This is a genomic window from Candidatus Accumulibacter contiguus (genome assembly GCF_012940005.1).
Lineage (GTDB): Bacteria > Pseudomonadota > Gammaproteobacteria > Burkholderiales > Rhodocyclaceae > Accumulibacter > Accumulibacter contiguus.
Genome location: NZ_SPMX01000001.1, coordinates 15,207 through 32,065, shown reverse-complemented (window position 1 = coordinate 32,065; position 16,859 = coordinate 15,207). Strand labels below are relative to the sequence as shown.

At 63.3% G+C, this 16,859-nt stretch carries 22 protein-coding genes and 2 pseudogenes; 6 read left to right on the top strand and 18 right to left on the bottom strand.

All coding sequences use genetic code 11. The features are described from left to right. Window positions 1-49: 49 nt before the first annotated feature. The 7 genes and pseudogenes from E4Q08_RS24250 to E4Q08_RS00155 form a co-directional block, all read right to left on the bottom strand. Window positions 50-229, bottom strand: a pseudogene (locus E4Q08_RS24250) (helix-turn-helix domain-containing protein); the annotation flags it as partial. 37 nt (window positions 230-266) lie between these two features. Next, entirely contained in the window at window positions 267-572 is a 306-nt protein-coding gene (locus E4Q08_RS00180; protein WP_169068921.1) for a hypothetical protein, read from the bottom strand. Then, entirely contained in the window at window positions 551-1,249 is a 699-nt protein-coding gene (locus E4Q08_RS24245) for a sensor histidine kinase (RefSeq protein ID WP_308240020.1), read from the bottom strand. The genes E4Q08_RS00180 and E4Q08_RS24245 overlap by 22 nt, the downstream gene beginning before the upstream one ends. Then, window positions 1,246-2,061, bottom strand: coding sequence for a response regulator transcription factor (locus E4Q08_RS00170; protein WP_248594597.1), 816 nt, complete (start codon window positions 2,059-2,061; stop codon window positions 1,246-1,248). The genes E4Q08_RS24245 and E4Q08_RS00170 overlap by 4 nt, the downstream gene beginning before the upstream one ends. Further along, entirely contained in the window at window positions 1,967-3,178 is a 1,212-nt protein-coding gene (locus E4Q08_RS00165; protein ID WP_169068920.1) for an exo-beta-N-acetylmuramidase NamZ family protein, read from the bottom strand. Before E4Q08_RS00165 ends, E4Q08_RS00170 begins: the two co-directional genes overlap by 95 nt. A 211-nt stretch (window positions 3,179-3,389) precedes the next feature. Then, the gene (locus E4Q08_RS00160; RefSeq protein ID WP_169068919.1) at window positions 3,390-3,971 is read right to left on the bottom strand and encodes a DOMON-like domain-containing protein; all 582 of its coding nucleotides are present in this window, start codon (window positions 3,969-3,971) and stop codon (window positions 3,390-3,392) included. Between the two features lie 19 nt (window positions 3,972-3,990). Continuing rightward, window positions 3,991-4,446, bottom strand: coding sequence for a Fur family transcriptional regulator (locus tag E4Q08_RS00155; protein WP_034909101.1), 456 nt, complete (start codon window positions 4,444-4,446; stop codon window positions 3,991-3,993). 296 nt (window positions 4,447-4,742) lie between these two features. On the opposite strand from E4Q08_RS00155, the gene msrB reads away from it, so the two are divergent. After that, window positions 4,743-5,255, top strand: coding sequence for a peptide-methionine (R)-S-oxide reductase MsrB (gene msrB, locus E4Q08_RS00150; protein ID WP_034909102.1), 513 nt, complete (start codon window positions 4,743-4,745; stop codon window positions 5,253-5,255). Next, window positions 5,252-5,863, top strand: coding sequence for a peptide-methionine (S)-S-oxide reductase MsrA (gene msrA, locus E4Q08_RS00145; protein WP_034909103.1), 612 nt, complete (start codon window positions 5,252-5,254; stop codon window positions 5,861-5,863). The genes msrB and msrA overlap by 4 nt, the downstream gene beginning before the upstream one ends. Window positions 5,864-5,872: 9 nt before the next feature. Here the strand turns inward: msrA and E4Q08_RS00140 are convergent, their stop codons facing one another. Both E4Q08_RS00140 and E4Q08_RS00135 read right to left on the bottom strand, forming a co-directional pair. After that, the gene (locus E4Q08_RS00140; RefSeq protein WP_169068918.1) at window positions 5,873-7,063 is read right to left on the bottom strand and encodes a class I SAM-dependent rRNA methyltransferase; all 1,191 of its coding nucleotides are present in this window, start codon (window positions 7,061-7,063) and stop codon (window positions 5,873-5,875) included. A gap of 99 nt (window positions 7,064-7,162) precedes the next feature. Beyond that, the gene (locus E4Q08_RS00135; RefSeq protein WP_169068917.1) at window positions 7,163-7,402 is read right to left on the bottom strand and encodes a hypothetical protein; all 240 of its coding nucleotides are present in this window, start codon (window positions 7,400-7,402) and stop codon (window positions 7,163-7,165) included. A gap of 47 nt (window positions 7,403-7,449) precedes the next feature. Here E4Q08_RS00135 and ypfJ point away from each other — a divergent pair, with 47 nt between their 5' ends. Both ypfJ and E4Q08_RS24240 read left to right on the top strand, forming a co-directional pair. Further along, window positions 7,450-8,307: a KPN_02809 family neutral zinc metallopeptidase gene (gene ypfJ, locus E4Q08_RS00130; protein WP_169068916.1), complete on the top strand. Its 858-nt coding sequence runs from the start codon at window positions 7,450-7,452 to the stop codon at window positions 8,305-8,307. Window positions 8,308-8,320: 13 nt separating this feature from the next. Then, a pseudogene (locus E4Q08_RS24240) lies at window positions 8,321-8,593 on the top strand (M23 family peptidase); the annotation flags it as partial. A 123-nt stretch (window positions 8,594-8,716) separates the two neighbouring features. Here E4Q08_RS24240 and E4Q08_RS24235 read toward each other — a convergent pair. Continuing rightward, window positions 8,717-9,013: a hypothetical protein gene (locus E4Q08_RS24235; RefSeq protein ID WP_248594596.1), complete on the bottom strand. Its 297-nt coding sequence runs from the start codon at window positions 9,011-9,013 to the stop codon at window positions 8,717-8,719. Between E4Q08_RS24235 and E4Q08_RS24230 the strand changes: the two genes are divergently transcribed. Both E4Q08_RS24230 and E4Q08_RS24225 read left to right on the top strand, forming a co-directional pair. After that, window positions 9,012-9,194 carry a M23 family metallopeptidase gene (locus E4Q08_RS24230; protein WP_248594595.1) on the top strand — a complete coding sequence of 61 codons (183 nt, stop codon included), beginning with the start codon at window positions 9,012-9,014 and terminating at the stop codon, window positions 9,192-9,194. The genes E4Q08_RS24235 and E4Q08_RS24230 overlap by 2 nt on opposite strands. A 66-nt stretch (window positions 9,195-9,260) precedes the next feature. Then, a complete protein-coding gene (locus E4Q08_RS24225; protein WP_248594594.1) occupies window positions 9,261-9,563 on the top strand; it encodes a hypothetical protein in 303 nt (100 codons plus the stop codon). Here E4Q08_RS24225 and E4Q08_RS00115 read toward each other — a convergent pair. The 8 genes from E4Q08_RS00115 to trpA all read right to left on the bottom strand — a co-directional run bounded on the left by E4Q08_RS00115 (window position 9,560) and on the right by trpA (window position 16,857). Further along, the gene (locus E4Q08_RS00115; protein ID WP_169068915.1) at window positions 9,560-10,741 is read right to left on the bottom strand and encodes an O-succinylhomoserine sulfhydrylase; all 1,182 of its coding nucleotides are present in this window, start codon (window positions 10,739-10,741) and stop codon (window positions 9,560-9,562) included. The genes E4Q08_RS24225 and E4Q08_RS00115 overlap by 4 nt on opposite strands. Before the next feature lie 17 nt (window positions 10,742-10,758). Beyond that, a complete protein-coding gene (purF, locus tag E4Q08_RS00110; protein WP_169068914.1) occupies window positions 10,759-12,285 on the bottom strand; it encodes an amidophosphoribosyltransferase in 1,527 nt (508 codons plus the stop codon). Further along, a complete protein-coding gene (locus E4Q08_RS00105; protein ID WP_248594593.1) occupies window positions 12,230-12,784 on the bottom strand; it encodes a CvpA family protein in 555 nt (184 codons plus the stop codon). The genes purF and E4Q08_RS00105 overlap by 56 nt, the downstream gene beginning before the upstream one ends. Next, a complete protein-coding gene (locus tag E4Q08_RS00100) occupies window positions 12,781-13,002 on the bottom strand; it encodes an SPOR domain-containing protein (RefSeq protein ID WP_169068913.1) in 222 nt (73 codons plus the stop codon). The genes E4Q08_RS00105 and E4Q08_RS00100 overlap by 4 nt, the downstream gene beginning before the upstream one ends. A gap of 190 nt (window positions 13,003-13,192) precedes the next feature. Beyond that, window positions 13,193-13,798, bottom strand: a complete 606-nt coding sequence (locus E4Q08_RS00095; RefSeq protein WP_169068912.1) for a hypothetical protein — start codon at window positions 13,796-13,798, stop codon at window positions 13,193-13,195. After that, a complete protein-coding gene (gene folC / locus E4Q08_RS00090; protein ID WP_169068911.1) occupies window positions 13,795-15,153 on the bottom strand; it encodes a bifunctional tetrahydrofolate synthase/dihydrofolate synthase in 1,359 nt (452 codons plus the stop codon). The genes E4Q08_RS00095 and folC overlap by 4 nt, the downstream gene beginning before the upstream one ends. Before the next feature lie 10 nt (window positions 15,154-15,163). Next, on the bottom strand, window positions 15,164-16,036 hold the full coding sequence (gene accD, locus E4Q08_RS00085) for an acetyl-CoA carboxylase, carboxyltransferase subunit beta (protein ID WP_034916009.1): 873 nt from the start codon (window positions 16,034-16,036) through the stop codon (window positions 15,164-15,166). After that, a complete protein-coding gene (trpA, locus tag E4Q08_RS00080; protein WP_034916007.1) occupies window positions 16,024-16,857 on the bottom strand; it encodes a tryptophan synthase subunit alpha in 834 nt (277 codons plus the stop codon). Before trpA ends, accD begins: the two co-directional genes overlap by 13 nt. Between the last annotated feature and the right edge of the window lie 2 nt (window positions 16,858-16,859).

Here is a 16,859-nt window from a genome sequence, read left to right as displayed (position 1 = left end):
TTGTTTTCCTGACCGCGTCCTTTTGGGGTTTCATCGCCGGTCGCTTGTCGTTGTCGTCCTGCGCACCACCACCGCGCACCCAGTCATCCACCTCAGACAACTTGAACTTCCAAAGCCGGCCAATCTTGTGGGCTGGAAGCCCTTTGGCGTCAATCCATCGATAAATGGAATCCCGGACTACGCCGAGATGCTCGGCGACCTGCTCAACAGACACCCAATGCTCGTTCATCGGCAGTTCCCGCACCAATTGCCTTAAAGACAGTTGGTCACAGTCGAATCAAGTCGTAAAGCCGACACTTTACCAACTCTTGGGTCGACAAGACAGGGGGCAGCCCGATTGCATAGTTGATCGCCCCAACAATTCCTCGCGTTATCGCGTCATTCAGCCAGGCTTCCTGATCGAACAGCGCGTTCATGCTGGTGTCGCCAATCACATCACGGAGCCAACGATGGACACCAAGCAAACCACCCTGGACGCCTATCTCGCCCGCACTGCAGCTATCCACGCCAAGTTGGAACGATTCCAGCAACTCGCTGACGACCACCTCGGTCACGACCCCGATGCCATCCATTGGGGCCTCGTTGGCAACCTCGGGCGGGTAGAGGCCGGGCTGGACGAGTTGCTGGCGATCCTCGGCGGCGACGGCGAGTGACGACGAGTGACGACGCCCATTAACCACCGGCAATCATCATGACCACCCAAGCCAAACTCACCGACACCCAGACCACCGTCCTCAAGGCCGCTGCCCACGACGAGATCGAACTTCTGCACGGCATCGGTGACCAGTTCGTCGAGCCGGAAACGCTCGCAGTGCAGCACCTGGTCGGTGGACTGCAGCGCCGCCAGCTCGAACAACTGCTGCGACAGGCGGCGTACCTTGTCGCTCTGCGCCAGCGCCGCGGCCAGCAGGCGAGCGCACCGCCCCGGTTCGGCGGGTGTCTTGCCGGCCATCGCTTCGAGATGGCCGTGCAGCGCCGTCAGGGGCGTCCGCAGATCGTGCGCGACGCTGGCCATCATCTCGCGGTGCGCGCTTGCCTGCTGTTGTTCGCGCGCCGTCTGCGCCTCGATACGCTGCGTCATCTCGGCAAAGGCCGCGGCAATGGCGCTGACTTCGTCGCCGCTGGTCGGCGAGCGGTCGCGCCGGGCGTCGGCGGCGTACAGCGTCCGCAGCGAGTAGTCGCGCATGCGGCCAGCCAGGCGATGCAGGGGCAGCGTCAGGCGGGTGGTGAAGGAGCGGGCAGCGATCACGCGGGCGTCTCTTCAAAGCGGTAGCCGACGCCCCAGACGGTGACGATCCGGCGCGGGTCGCGCGGGTCATCTTCGATCTTGGTCCGCAGGCGGTTGATATGCAAATTCACGGTGTGTTCGTAACCGTCGAAAGCGGCGCCCCAGACGCGCTGCAGAAGTTCGCTGCGACTGAAGGCCCGGCCCGGATGACGGACCAGGAAGTACAGCAGGTCGAATTCACGAAGGGTCAGTGGAACGGCTTCGGCGCCACGCAGCAGCTCGCGGCGAAGGGTATCGAGCCGGAAGGGGCCAAAGCGCAATTCCGATGCCGGCGCCGGCGACGAACGCAATTGCTCGATACGTCGCAGGAGTGCCCGCACGCGCGCCACCAGTTCGAGCATCGAGAACGGCTTGGCGAGGTAATCGTCGGCCCCGAGTTCGAGGCCCAGAATACGGTGTGCCTCGGCCGAACGGGCGCTGAGCATGATCACCGGCACATCCGCGTGCTGCGCCCGCAGGTGACGGCAGACGTCCCAACCGTCGGCGCCGGGCAGCATCAGGTCGAGCAGAACCATGTCCCAGCGCTGGCGATCGATCGCCGCCATCGCCTGCAAGCCGTCGGACTCGCGATGCAGGCGATAGCCGGCCTCTTCGAGGTGCAGACGCAGCGCGGCGGCGATCGCGTCGTCGTCCTCGACCAGCAGCAGTTGACGGCGACCAGTCGGCGAGCGACCCGGTTCAATACCGCAGGAATTCCTGACGCGCCTGCGCCCAGGCCTCCTCGTCGCTGCGGCACAGGGCGTCGAGGTCGGCCGGCGTCGCGGTCGGGTCATCGACCCACTCGCGCAGCAAGGGCGAACCGTTGATCAGGTCGATGGCCCGGCGATCGAATTCGTATTCGTAGGCAAAATCGCGCCACAGCGGATAGTCCGGCTGCAGTTGCCGCAGCGCCTTGAAAGCCAGGCTCTGCAGGCGCCAGGGGCGGAAACTGGCGGGTCGGTAGCAGCCATCGTCGACATGGATCTGCACGCCGTGGCAGAGCTGCCCGGCGTGTTTGTGGAAAGTCGGTTCGAACCAGCATTCGCGCAGTCGGCAGCCCTGCAGCCAGTGCGCTGCGAGCGCGTCCATGCTCAGCAGCAGCTGGCGCGCGTCGATGTCCGGCGCGCCAAAAAGCTCCAGCGGGCGCGTCGTGCCACGGCCTTCGGAGAGCGTGCTGCCTTCGAGCATCACCGTGCCGGCATAACAACGCGCCATCGACAGGTTCGGGGCGTTCGGGCTGGGGTTGATCCAGCAGCGCTCGCCGAGCGGCCAGCCATAGCCGGGCGCCGCCTCGGGAAGCCAGCCCTGCATGGGGATCAGCGTCCAGTCCAGGTCGAGAGCAAGGCGGCTGATGAACCAGCCGGCGAGTTCGCCCATGGTCAGACCGTGCCGCATCGGCAGTGGCCCGGCGCCGACGAAGCTCTCCCAGCCGGGACGCAGCAGCAGTCCCTCCAGCGGACGTCCCGCCGGATTGGGGCGATCGAGGATCCATACCGCCTTGCCGTGCTCGGCAGCAGCTTCGAGCACGTAGCGCAAGGTGGTGATGAAAGTGTAGATGCGGCAGCCGAGGTCCTGCAGGTCGACCAGCAGCACGTCGAAAGTCGCCATCATCGCCGGCGTCGGCCGCCGCACGGCGCCGTACAGGCTGAACACCGGAATGTGGTGCAGCGGGTCGAGAAACTCGGGCGACTCGACCATGTTGTCCTGCTTGTCGCCGCGCAAGCCATGCTGCGGGCCGAAGGCTGCGGTGAGGTGCAGATCGGGCAAAGCGGCCAGGGCGTCGAGGGCATGCCTCAGATCGGCGCTGACCGACGCCGGATGCGCCAGCAGGGCCAGACGACGGCCGCGCAGGGGCCGGCGCAAGGCCGGGTCGGTGAGCAGGCGATCGAGTCCGAATTGCAGGGCGGGCATTCTGGATTCCTTCAATCTGCAAGTCGCGTCAGCGACTCACGAATCTCCCCTCCCCACTCGTGGGGGAGGGGTCGGGGGTGAGATGGGGAATTCGCAGAGCATGCTCTGCGCCCATCGAACGATTCCGGCGTGCAAGCCGGAATGCGCCCTGCAAGGGAGGGAAACGGTCATGACTTTCATGATCGGGGGGTGCCTGGAAAAGTCATGACCGTTAGCTTGACTCGTGCGCTGGCGCCAGTTCGAGGGCAAAGCCGTCGCGGTGGTGAAAATCGGGCAAGGCCGCCGGATGATGCAAGGCCCAGTAGCTATGGCTGCCGTCGATGATGTCGGCGGCTTCGACAACGGCGGACAGACCGATCTGCAATGTTGCCGTGGCGGCTCGCGGTGGCAGCACGGCGGCGGCAATGACGGCTTCGAGTTCCAGCCTGCCGGCGAACAGCTTGGCGGTGATCTGCGGCGGCACCAGCAGGACCCGACTGTCGTCGCGCTGGCGGTAGCCGGAAAACGCATACGCCGCCCATTGACCCGACGGCGAAAAGTTGAACTCGTGGTAGCCGGCCTCGCCAAGGACGCCGACAAAGGCTTCGAAACAACTGTGTTCCCAGAGTCCATCGGCAGGTTCGGGTGGCTGTGGCGCCGGAATCCGCAGGCGGGCCATGTCACCGCGCAGGCAGTAGGCCAGGGCAATGCCTCCACCGGCGGCACGCGCCGCATGCACTTCGATCGTGCGCACCACCGGGGCAGGTGTTGCCGGATGGCGACGCAGGGTCAGCGTGAATTCGCCTGGAAACATCGAAGGGATGCAACAGGGTTCATCGGCGTTCGCCGGTACACTCGGCACAGCGGCCACACAGATCGAGTTCGATGCGCGACAGGCAGAAGCCTTCCGGCAGACTGGGCGGCACCGGCGGCGCAGCGTCGAGGCAGAACACCCGCCCGCAGTCTTCGCAGCGGAAATGGGTATGTGCGGCATGCTCACCGCCAGCGGCAAGCGAATAGCGGAACGTCCGCTGTGCATCGGTCGTGCGGCGCGCGAGTCCGCTCTCGACCAGCCAGTCGAGCACCCGATAGAGCGTCACCCGATCGATGGCCAGATCACCGAGCGCCTGCTCGATCTGGTGGTGGGTCAGCGCCGCCGGCGCAGCGCGCAGCAGCCGCAGGACCCGCAGCCGTGCCGGGGTGGCGCGCGCACCCGTGCGGCGAATCAGCAAGACGGCGGTTTCCGCTTCTGCAGCGGTCTCGACAGGGGTGGCATGGGGAAGCATCATGGCTGCGAATTTAATCACAGCCCGCCCATAGATGCTACACAGTTGCGAATGTCGGGATTCACCCGCAGGACAAGGATTGGCGATGCGAAGAAAGACGTAAGTTTTCTTCTCCGGTCAACGACCATAGAGCAAACCTTCGCCAGGAAAGGCCTCGGTGCCCTGCCCTGCCCGGCCAGGCGTCTGCCGGCGGATCGCTGGCTTGGGGAACTGACACGGCGCTTTTCGGCCGAATGTTACTGATGCCCGACTGAGCCTGGCCAGCGGGAATTCGCAAACCGTTTTTACTGGAGAACATCATGGATCGTCGTCAATCACTGAAATGGCTGGGCGGCATATCCGCCTTCATCCTGCCTGTAGCCGCCCCCGGCCCGGGTTGGGCCAGCGAGGCCGCTGGCAATAAATTGCGGAAATCGCAAGCCGAATGGGCCACCCTGCTGCCACTGCCCGCTTATCGCGTGCTCTTCGAGGAAGATACCGAACGTGCCGGAACAAGCCCGCTGAACCAGGAGAAACGCGACGGCACCTTCATCTGTGCCGCTTGCTACCTGCCACTCTTCGACAGTTCGGCAAAATACGAGAGCGGTACTGGCTGGCCCAGCTTCTGGCAACCCCTGCCAGAAGCGGTAGCCACCAAAACCGACTTCAAGTTGATCTATCCGCGCACCGAGTACCACTGCACCCGCTGCAGCGGCCATCAGGGGCACGTTTTCAACGACGGTCCCAAGCCCACCGGCAAGCGCTACTGCAACAACGGCGTGGCCCTGCAATTCGTGCCGCGCGCCGAGCCACTACCGGCATTGCGGACATGAGCACGCGCCTGCTCATGGCAGCGTTGTGGCTGCTGGCGCTTGGCGGTGGCGCCGGCGCTGCCGAGCCAGCCGCCGACAAGAGAGCCGAAACCAGAACGGCGATTTTTGCTGGCGGCTGCTTCTGGTGTATCGAGGCGGATTTCGAGAAACTGCCGGGCGTGCTCGGCGCCGAGTCCGGCTATACCGGTGGTCAGACGGTCAACCCGAGCTACGAACAGGTCAGTGCAGGCAACACCGGACACACCGAAGCCATCCGCGTCAGCTACGACCCGCAGAAGGTCAGCTATCCACAACTCCTCGACTATTTCTGGCGGCACATCGATCCGACCGTCAAGAACCGGCAGTTCTGCGACATTGGCACGCAATACCGCAGCGGCATCTACTGGCAGAACGAGGCCGAGCGCAAGGCCGCCGAAAGCAGCCGTGACGCCCTGCTGGCAAGTGGCAAGCTGCCGCGCATCGAGACCGAAATCGCCGCCGCTGCCGCTTTCTATCCGGCCGAGGAGTATCACCAGGACTACTACAAGAAAAACCCGATCCGCTATACCTATTACCGTCAGAGTTGCGGCCGCGACGCGCGCGTCAAGCAGGTCTGGGGAGGTGGTTAGCGCACTGGCTCAATCGACCTGACAGAGCAGGCCCTTGAGATATTCCCCTTCGCTGAAATGCAGCGCTACCGGATGATCCGGCGGCGCGGCGAGACGGCGCAGGATGCGCGCGTCACGGCCGGCATCGACGGCGGCATCGGCGACAATGCGCTGAAAGTACTCGCTGCTGATGCCCCCCGAACACGAGTAGCTCATCAGCAGGCCACCGCGATTGAGCAGACGGAAGGCATAAGCATTGATGTCCCGGTAGGCGCGTGCAGCGCGCTCGGCATGCGCGGCCGACGGGGCGAACTTGGGCGGGTCGAGAATGATCAGGTCGAAATGCTGCCCGGCGCTCTTCAGCGCGCGCAATTCGGTGAACACATCGGCCTCGCGCCACTCGGCCCGGTTCGCGTCGAGCTGCGGGTTGAGCGCCAGGTTGTCGATGGCCGTAGCCAGCGCCGGCCCTGACGAGTCGATCGAAAGCACGCTGCTGGCGCCGCCGGCGAGCGCCTGCAGCGAAAATCCACCGGTGTAGCAGAAACAATTGAGCGTCGCGCGGTCGGCGGCCAGGGTGCGCGTCAGCAGGCGGTTGTCACGCTGGTCGAGATAGAAACCGGTCTTGTGGCCGGCAACGACGTCGACCTGCATGCGCACGCCGTTTTCGACGATGCAGAGTCTTTCTGCGGGTGCCGCACCGAACACCCAGCCGGTCACCGGCGGCAACCCTTCGAGGCGACGAACATGTGAATCCGAACGCTCGTAGATGCGCGCACAGACAGTCGCACGCTGCAGTGCATGGATGATCGCCTGCCGCCATTTCTCGGGGCCGGTCGCCGTCAGTTGCAGCACGACGGTGTCGCCGTAGCGATCGGCAATCAGGCCCGGCAGGCCATCGGACTCGCCATGAACCAGCCGCAGACCGTCCTGCCCGCGCAATTCCGGTGTCAGCTGACGGCGTTCGACGGCGGCCTGGATATGGCGTTTGAAGAAGGCATCGTCGACGATCTCGTCGGGGTTGAAGGTCCACACGCGGGCGCGGATTTTCGATTCCGGGCTCCACGCCGCTTTCGCCAGAGGACGCCCATTGGCAGCGACGACATCGACGGTATCGCCCGGTCGCGCGCGACCGCTGAGCTTCTCTACCGCGGCCGCAAAAATCCAGGGGTGGCGACGAGCAAGCGAGCGATCCTTGCCGGGCAAAAGAACGAGTTGGGCCATGCTGAATATCCCTCGCCCGTGGCCGGACGACAATGAGCTGAAACGTAACGCGGCGCGATACCAGAGGTACGCGCCGCGCGTGTTGCATACACCGACAAGTCAGGTCTTGGGTTTGGCCGGAGTGCTCATTTCGGTTTGCCCATCCTTGGCTTTTTCAGCCGAGCAGGCGACAGCATGTGCACTTGATAGCGCCAGCGCCACGGCCAACAGGCCGGCGGTTAGTTTCCCCATACGCTTCTCCTTGTGGCTGCCGACATTGGCGAAGCCACTGTAGGCCTTCCCGTCGCGAAATACAACCCCTATTTTGACAGTGCCTTTCAGCGATGTAATCTTGCCCACGTTCTGTTAACATCGGCAGCATTGCAAGTGTGTCTCAGGGACAAACCATGCGCCTGGATGATCAGAGCGAGAGTCAGAACGTCGAAGACCGGCGAGGTGGCGGCGTCGTGGCCGGCAGCGTCGGCATCGGGACACTGCTGGTCGCCCTCGCCGCCGGCTATTTTTTCGGCATCGACCCGGCGGTGATCCTTGGACTGGTTTCGAACAGCAGCCACAACACTTCGTCCGCAGCACGCCCGGCAGCGAAGCCCCCGGCCAATGATGAAATGGCGAGCTTTGTCGCCAAGGTACTCGGCAGCACCGAAGCGACCTGGCAGACGGTTTTTCGTGAGGCCGGACGCCGTTACCAGGAACCAAAACTGGTGCTGTTCGCCGGCGCCACACCGACCGCATGCGGCACGGGCAAGTCTGCCATGGGTCCTTTTTATTGTCCGGCCGATCAGAAGGTCTACATCGACCTGGCGTTCTACCGCGATCTCAGAGAACGCTTTCACGCACCCGGCGAGTTCGCCCAGGCGTACGTGATCGCACACGAAGTCGGTCATCACGTACAGCACCTGCTGGGCATTTCCGACAAGGTGCATGCGGCACAGCAGAAAAGCGGCAACCGGGCCGCCGCCAATGCGCTGTCCGTGCGGCTCGAACTGCAGGCCGACTGCTTTGCCGGCGTCTGGGGCCATCGCGCCGACAGCATGCAGAAAATCCTCGAACCGGGAGAGACCGAACAGGCGCTGACCGCAGCGTCAGCGATTGGCGACGACCGCCTGCAACGCCAGACGCAGGGCCAGATCGTCCCCGAATCCTTCACCCACGGCACTTCCGAACAACGCGTACGCTGGTTCAAGCGGGGTATGGACAGCGGCGACGTCCGCCAGTGCGACACTTTCAGCGCTGCGTCGCTGTAGCGGGGTGGATGCCATGACGCTCCGCCAGCGTGTCGCCCTGTGCCTGCGATTCTTGCTTCCCCTGCTGTTACCCTCGCTCACGCACGCCGCCTTGCCCAGGGCAGCCAGCGTCCCCGGCGGCGTGGCGGTGGTTTCGCTCGGCCCGGTCGCGACTGGCGCCAGACCGCCACGCGCCTGGCTCGGTGAACAGCCGGTGCTGGTCGCTGCCGACGCCGGTCAATGGGTCGGCGTGGTCGGTCTGGCGCTGGACACTCCCCCCGGAACGTACGCACTGCGGGTGGAGGAAAAGGACCAGGCGACTGAACAGGGAAAATCGCGCCGCGTGCATTTTCATGTCAGCGCCAAGGACTATCCGGAACAACGAATCACGCTCAAGGACAGCAGCAAGGTGCAGCTCTCGGCCAGTGATCTAGCGCGCGTCGAGGGCGAAATCGCCGCCATCCAGGGCATCAAGCGCCATTGGCGCGATGCCGACGATACCGACACCGACTTCATCCTGCCGGCGGCGGGTCGACTCACCGGCCGCTTCGGTGTGCGGCGCTTTTTCAACGGTGAGGCACGTTCGCCACATGCGGGCTTCGACATCGCCTCGCCACGCGGCGGCGCCGTCAAGGCTAATGCCCACGGCATCGTGCTCGCCACCGGTGATTATTTTTTTCAACGGCCAGACCGTGTTTGTCGACCACGGCAACGGCCTGATCAGCATGTACTGCCACCTCGAGCGCATCGATGTGCAGACCGGCGAGACGGTTGGCAAGGGCCAGCGGCTCGGCCTGTCCGGAATGAGCGGCCGCGCCACCGGTCCACACCTGCACTGGAGCGTGATTCTCAACGGGGCGATGGTCGACCCGCAGTTGTTCGTGGCCAGTCCAGGCAGAATGCGCTGACGCTGGCCCTTGCAGCGTCGGGAAATCGATTGGCGCTTGCATGCAAGCGCACTTATGGAGAAAAGCATGAAACACGTGATCTGGGTACTGTGGCCTGCGTTCATCGCCGCGGGAATCGCCGAGGTGATCTTCTTCACGATGATCGATCCGGCACAGTTATACCTGTTTGGCGAACTGGTGCAATGGTCGGCAATAGCGACCTACTCGACGGGCTTCCTGCTCTTCTGGCTGGTCTGCATCGGCTCCAGCCTGATGACCTACGCGATGATGCCGGAAGCGGTCAAGGAGGCGCTCAGAAAAGCCGCCAGCGAGCGCGAAGACCTGGCTCGGCCAAAACGCAGGGAACCTGTTGTCGGCAACGACCGCTAAATCAACGACAACCCGGTTTCGAGGTCGTCCTGCAGATCGACGACGGCTTCGAGACCCACGGCGATGCGCAACAAGCCCTCGGTGATGCCAGCCGCCGCCCGCTGCTCCGGCGTGATACGGCCGTGCGTGGTCGAGGATGGGTGCGTCAGGGTGGTTTTGGTGTCGCCGAGATTGGCCGTGATCGACAGCAAGCGGCAGCGATCCACGATCTTCCAGGCTTCTGCACGGGCTCCCTTGACTTCGAAGGAAACAATGGCACCACCGCCTTTCTGCTGGCGTTGCGCGAGTTCGAACTGCGGATGAGAAGGCAGGCCGGGATAGTAGACGCGCGCCACCCGCGGATGATCTTCCAGCCATCGCGCCAACTGCAGCGCCTTTGACGACTGCGCCTCGAGGCGAATCTGCAGCGTCTCCATCCCTTTCAGCAACACCCAGGCGTTGAACGCGGAGAGCGTCGGACCGGCGGTGCGCAGGAACTTGAACACTTCATCGGTCAGTTTCCTCGGCCCGGCGACCGCGCCACCGAGAACCCGGCCCTGCCCATCGAGAAATTTGGTCGCCGAATGAACGACCAGATCCGCTCCGAGGTCAAGCGGGCTCTGGAGAATCGGCGTACAGAAACAGTTATCGACCGCCACCAGCACGCCCTGCGCGTGCGCAATGCCTACCAGAGCAGCAATGTCGGCAATCTCGGTCAGCGGATTCGACGGGGTTTCGAGGAAGAACAGCTTCGTTTCCGGCCGCATCGCGGCATGCCAGGCCGCGACATCGGTCTGGGCGACAAAGCTGGTCTGGATCCCGAAGCGCGGCATGATGGTACCGAGCAACTGCTGCGTGGCCCCGAACAAACCCGTTGAGGCGACGATGTGATCGCCGCTGCTGCAGAGCGCCATCACCAGCGAGAGGATCGCCGACATCCCGGAGGCGGTGGCAATACACGCCTCTGCACCTTCCAGGGCGGCGAGGCGATCCTGGAAAACAGCGACTGTCGGATTGGTGAAGCGCGAGTACACATTGCCTTCTTGCTCACCGGAAAAACGGGCGGCTGCCTCTGCAGCAGAAGTGAAGACAAAACTCGAGGTCAGGTAGAGCGCTTCACTGTGCTCGTTGAACTGGCTACGCTCCTGACCCGCTCGCACCGCCAGCGTCTCCAGGGAAGGTCTGCGCTTGCTCTCCATGCTGTTCTCCATCATGCTCAGCCTGCCGACAGCAGGTTGAGATGCAACTGTTTTGACGCCCAGCGCTCTTCCTTCGTCGTTGGGTGGTGACCCTCACGGGCCATCTCGATGGCCGTCAGGTACTCTGCACTGACATCGCCGGTCACGTAACAACCATCAAAGCACGAAGTATCGAAATGGCAAAGCGACGGTTTCAATTCACGGATCGAAGCCTTGAGTGCATCCAGATCCTGATAGACCAAGGCGTCGGCACCGATTTCACGGGCAATCTCCTCGCCGGTGCGGCCGGTCGCGATCAGCTCGCTACGCGTCGGCATGTCGATTCCGTAAACATTCGGGTAACGCACCGGCGGCGAAGCGGATGCGAAATAGACCTTCAATGCTCCGGCTGCTCGCGCCATCTCGACGATCTCGCGGCTGGTCGTGCCGCGCACAATCGAGTCATCGACCAGCAGGACGCGCTTGCCCTTGAATTCCTGCGCCACGGTGTTCAGTTTCTGGCGAACCGAGCGCGCCCGCGTCGCCTGGCCGGGCATGATGAAAGTGCGGCCGATGTAGCGGTTCTTGACAAAACCTTCGCGGTACGGGACGCCGATGCGCTGTGCCAGTTGCATCGCCGAAGGGCGACTCGAATCGGGAATCGGGATGACCACGTCGATCTGATCGACGGGAATGTGTTTGAGCAGTTTGTCAGCGAGATGCTCACCCATACTCAAGCGTGCTTCATAAACCGAGACCCCGTCGATCACCGAGTCCGGCCGCGCCAGATAGACGAATTCGAAAATGCAGGGGGACAGTGCCGCATGCTGCGCACACTGGCGCTGATGCATACGGTGATCGAGATCGATGAAGATTGCCTCGCCGGGGTCGACGTCGCGAAGGACCTGGAAACCCAGAGTATCGAGCGCAACCGACTCGGAAGCAAACAGGTATTCGGTACCCTCTGGGGTCTCGTTGGTTCCGAAAATCAGCGGCCGAATGCCGAAGGGATCACGGAACGCGAGCAGGCCGTGACCGGCGATCATCGCTATCACCGCGTAGGCACCCCGGCAACGACGATGCACGGCCGCCACCGCAGCAAAGATGGTATCGAGATCCAGGCGACATCCCTTGGCTGTCGCCTGCAGTTCGTGCGCCAGCGTGTTCAGCAGCACCTCCGAATCCGAACTGGTATTGATGTGCCGCAGATCCTGACAGAACATCTCTTCCTTGAGGTGCTCGGCGTTGGTCAGGTTGCCGTTGTGCCCGAGAACGATCCCGAACGGCGAGTTCACATAAAAGGGTTGCGAGAGGGCTGCGTCGAAAGCCGAACCGGCGGTCGGGTAGCGACAATGGGCGATCCCCATGTTGCCCGGCAGAGCCCGCATGTTGCGGGTGCGAAAAACGTCGCGCACCAGCCCAGACCCCTTGTGCATGTGAAAAGCGTCGTTCTCGGCGGTGACGATGCCGGCGGCGTCCTGTCCGCGATGCTGCAGGACCATGAGTCCATCATAAAGCAACTGGTTCACCGGCGTAGTTGCGACAACCCCGAGAATTCCGCACATAGTCTTTTTCCCTACCCAAACCTGATTCGTTTCGCCACATCGGATGGCAACCAGGGCTTGCTGGCCAGAACGGCCGTTTCGAGCGGGGCAGCGAAATACGCCTCACTCCACCACTTCTCTTTCGGCAACGCGTCATGCCGCCAACGGCAACCAGGAGCAGAACGATCGCCAGGCCACGGGCAACACCGAAGAGGAGTCCCAGGAGGCGATCGCTCAGAGTCATTCCCAGCGCCTTGATCAGGCTACGCACGGTCAGGCGAAGAAGCGCCATGATGACCAGCGTGGCCATGAACACCGCCACCCAGCCGGCAACGATGCGTAGCGTCGGATCGGAAATGGCCGTGAACCAATGGGCAAGCGGTGTCCCCCACCACTTCGCCGCGAAGAAAGCCAGCACCCAGGCGACCAGGGCAATGATCTCGCCCACCACGCCACGCCACATGCCCAGCAACAGGGAAGTTGCGACGATCAGCAGCACAAGGTAGTCGAAGACTGTCATTGCCGACCGGCGACGACTCCAGTGACGCCAATTTTCTTCAGTTGTTCGAGAGCCCTCTCGGCGGCTTCTCGATTTGGGAAAGGGCCGGCGCGCACGCGCGTTTTCTTGCCGTCCGGTGAATCAAGAACTTCGGTATAGCTATTGACACCGGCTGCGCTGATCTTGCTCTGCAACTGCTTGACGTTTTCGGCATTGACAAAAGCCCCGATCAGAATCACCCGCTGCCCGCCAGATTTTGCTGCTGCGGCTTCAGGCGGTTTGCCGGCTGGCGCCGTATGCGAGGCATCGTCGGCAGAAGGTTTGACGGCGTCTTCGGAAGCGGTCTCGGACGTTTTCTCGGCGGGTTTGTCGACCTTCTTGACCGGCGCTTTTTCAGGCGGCTTCTCGGCCGTTTTCTCGATCGCCTTTTCAGGCAGCTTGTCGGCAGTTTTTTTCGACCTTCTTTTCGACTTTCTTTTCGATCGGCTTTTCAGGCGCCTTTTCGATCGCCTTTTCAACAGGCTTAGCGGTTTTGGCCGCCTTGTCCGGCGAGGTCTCCGCCAGTTTGTCGGATTTCTTGTCGACCGTCTTCTCCGGCACCTTCTCTGCCGGCTTGATGACTTTCTTGTCGGCCGCTTTCTCTGGTACTTTCTCCGTCGGTTTGGCGACATGGACAGCCTTGTCGCCGCTTTTCTCGACGGGCTTGACGACCGGGGCAGCGGCGGGAGCAGCAGCCGGCCTGGCAAGCGGCACGGCCACTGGCGATTGCGGAGACGCGCCACCCGCCGCCATCTGCGGCTCGCCAGCGGCAACCGCTGCGGGGGCTGCTGCCCTGGCAGCCAGTTCCTTGGGTTGGTAAGGCAACTGCTCCTGACCGGGGATGCGTATCGGCACGTCCTGCACCGACTGCTTCGGTTCCTCGTCCAGGACCATCGGCAGAATCACGGCAGCCAGTCCTGCAAACGCGACCGCACCCACGAGGCGGCGGCGAGCCCGTTTCTTGAGTTGCAGTTGCGGGTCAGGTGATTCAGTCATCGGTGGAGTCCACTCGCGTCGCTTCGATCATCGACCAAATGCATGCTGTGCAGGATGGCCGCGACCGTGTAGAACGATCCAAAGACGATAATTCTACCATTTTCCCCGGCCAGCTCGGGAGAACGCGCGAAGGCTTGCGCCGGTGAGGCAAAGCATTCGACGTGGCCAGCGAGGCCAGCGCCGTTGATGGCAGTCGCCAGGACTGCCGCCGACGCGCCACGCGGCACATCGAGGTCGGCCAGCAGCCAGGTGTCAACCATGCCGGCCAAGGGTGCCAGCGAGCCGGCAATGTCCTTGTCGGCAAGCATGCCGACGACGGCAATCGTCCTGGTGAAGAAAGCCATGTCGCGCAGATTGTCTGCCAGGGCACTCACCGCCTGTGGATTGTGCGCCACATCGAGGATGATTGCCGGGCGGCCCGGCAACACCTGAAAACGCCCTGGCAAATCCAGTTCGATCAGCCCGCGCCGTATCGCCTGCATCGAAACCGGCAAACGCTGTCCAAGCAGGTCGACGACTGTGAGCGCCGCCGAGGCATTGCGTAGCTGGCAGGCGCCACGCAAACCTGGATTCGCCAGGCCACCACGCCGCCGGCCGCCATGCCGCCAGAAGGTCCATTGCAGCCGGTCTCCGAAATGGCCGAAATCACGACCCAGCAGGTGCAGTTCGGCGCCCAGCTCCTGCGCATGCGCCAGCAGCGATGACGGTGGATCGGGGTCCGCACACACTGCCGGTCTGCCCGCACGAAAAATGCCGGCCTTCTCGAAGCCGATGCTCTCGCGTGTCGGACCGAGCCAGTCGGTATGATCGAGGGCGACACTGGTCACCACGGCACAATCGGGATCGTAGGCATTGACCGCATCGAGGCGCCCGCCCAGCCCGACTTCGAGAATCATGACTTCGACCTCACGGACGCGGAAGACCTCGATGGCGGCCAAAGTACCAAACTCGAAATAAGTCAGTGCGACAGCGCCAGCCGCCTGTCGCGCCGCCTCAACCCGGGCAAAGGCCTCGCACAGATCGGCGTCTTCTACCGGGATTCGATCAATGCGCACCCGCTCCTTGTACTCCAGGAGATGCGGCGAGGTATAGCAGGCCACGCGGTAACCGGCAAAGCGGTAGATCGCTTCGAGATAGGCGCAGGTCGAACCCTTGCCGTTGGTGCCGCCGACAGTGATCAGCGGGCATTGCGGATGCTGACCCAACTCCTCCTTGACGCGCCGGACCCGTTCCAGCCCCAGCTCGATTCCCGCCTGCCCGCGCGGGTGGAGACTTTCGAGGTGGGCCAGCCAGAGTTCCAGCGAGAGGTCAGGAATCGCGGCGGCTGCCGGCGGCCTGCCCTCCTGGCTGCTCACGCCGCGCTGCTCACGGCAATGCCGGCCGCTTCTGCAGCAGGGTCAGCAAACCGGCAACGCGCGCTTTCATTTCCCGGCGGTCGACGATCATGTCGATCGCGCCCTTTTCGAGCAGGAACTCGGATCGCTGGAAACCCTCCGGCAGGGTTTCACGGACGGTCTGCTCGATGACGCGCGGACCGGCGAAACCGATCAGGGCGCCGGGTTCGGCAATCACCACATCGCCGAGAAAGGCGAAAGACGCCGACACACCACCCATCGTCGGATCCGTCAGAATCGAAATGAAGGGCAGCCTGGCTTGCGAAAGGCGGGTCAATATGGCCGTCGTCTTGGCCATCTGCATCAGTGAAAACAGTCCCTCCTGCATGCGCGCACCCCCCGAAGCGGTGACGCAGATGAACGGCCGCGCCTGCTCGATCGCTGCCCGAACACCGCGCACGAAGCGTTCGCCAAGCACCGAGCCCATCGAACCGCCCATGAAATCGAACTCGAAAACGGCCAGGACCACCGGCAGGGTATTGATCGAACCGCTCAGGACGACCAGTGCGTCGGTCTCGCCGGTGGCCTCGGTGGCATCCTGCAAGCGCTCGGGATAGCGGCGACTGTCCTTGAACGACAGCGAATCGACCGGCAGTACCTCCGAAGCGATCTCGGAACGTCCATCGGCGTCAAGCAGGAGATCGACGCGGGCACGCGACTCGAGACGCTTGTGATGGGCACACTTGGGACAGACATTGCAGTTGTTCGCCAGATCGGTCGCGTAGAGCACGGCTTCACAGGCCGGACACTTGCTCCACAGGCCTTCCGGCAAGGATGATCGGCGTGCGACACCGCTGTCGTTACGCTTGATTTTTGGCGGCAGCAGTTTGTTCAGCGAGCCCATGTCGTTCCTCCCGAGGCATTCGTTGCCGCATCCATCCCGCGCCGGATATCGGCGACCAGCGCCAGCACCTTCGCGCAGGCCTGATCGGGTGCCGATTGCTCGATTTCTTCGATGATCCGGCTACCAACCACCACGGCATCGGCAATCCCGGCCACGGCGGCGGCAGTCGCCGCGTCACGAATCCCGAAACCGACCCCCACCGGAACACCGGTGCGCGCCCGGATTTCCGGAATGCGCGCGGCGACGGCAGCGACGTCGAGTGCAGCCGAGCCGGTGACCCCCTTCAAGGAGACATAATAGATGTAACCACTGGCCAGGGCACCCACCTGCGAGATACGCGCATCGCTCGAAGTCGGCGCCAGCAGGAAGATCGGATCGAGGGCATGGCGATGCAGAATGCGGGCAAAATCAATACCTTCCTCGGGAGGATAATCGACCACCAGCACGCCATTCACCCCGGCAGCGCAGGCGGCACCGGCAAAGACCTCGACACCCATCGATTCGATCGGGTTGGCGTAACCCATCAGAACGATCGGTGTCTGCTGGTCATCGGCGCGGAAGCTCTCGACCAGTTCGAGCACCTGGCGCAGGCTGACACCTTTCGCCAGTGCCCGCTCGGAGGCCCGCTGGATGGTCGGTCCGTCGGCCATCGGGTCAGAGAAAGGCACGCCCAGTTCGATGATGTCGGCGCCGGCACGGACCAGCGCATGCAGCAAGGGCACGGTCCATGCCGGATCGGGGTCGCCGGCGGTGATGAACGGGATCAGCGCCTTGCGCCCCTGTGCCTGCAAACGCTCGAATACAGACTGTATAGTAGTCATGA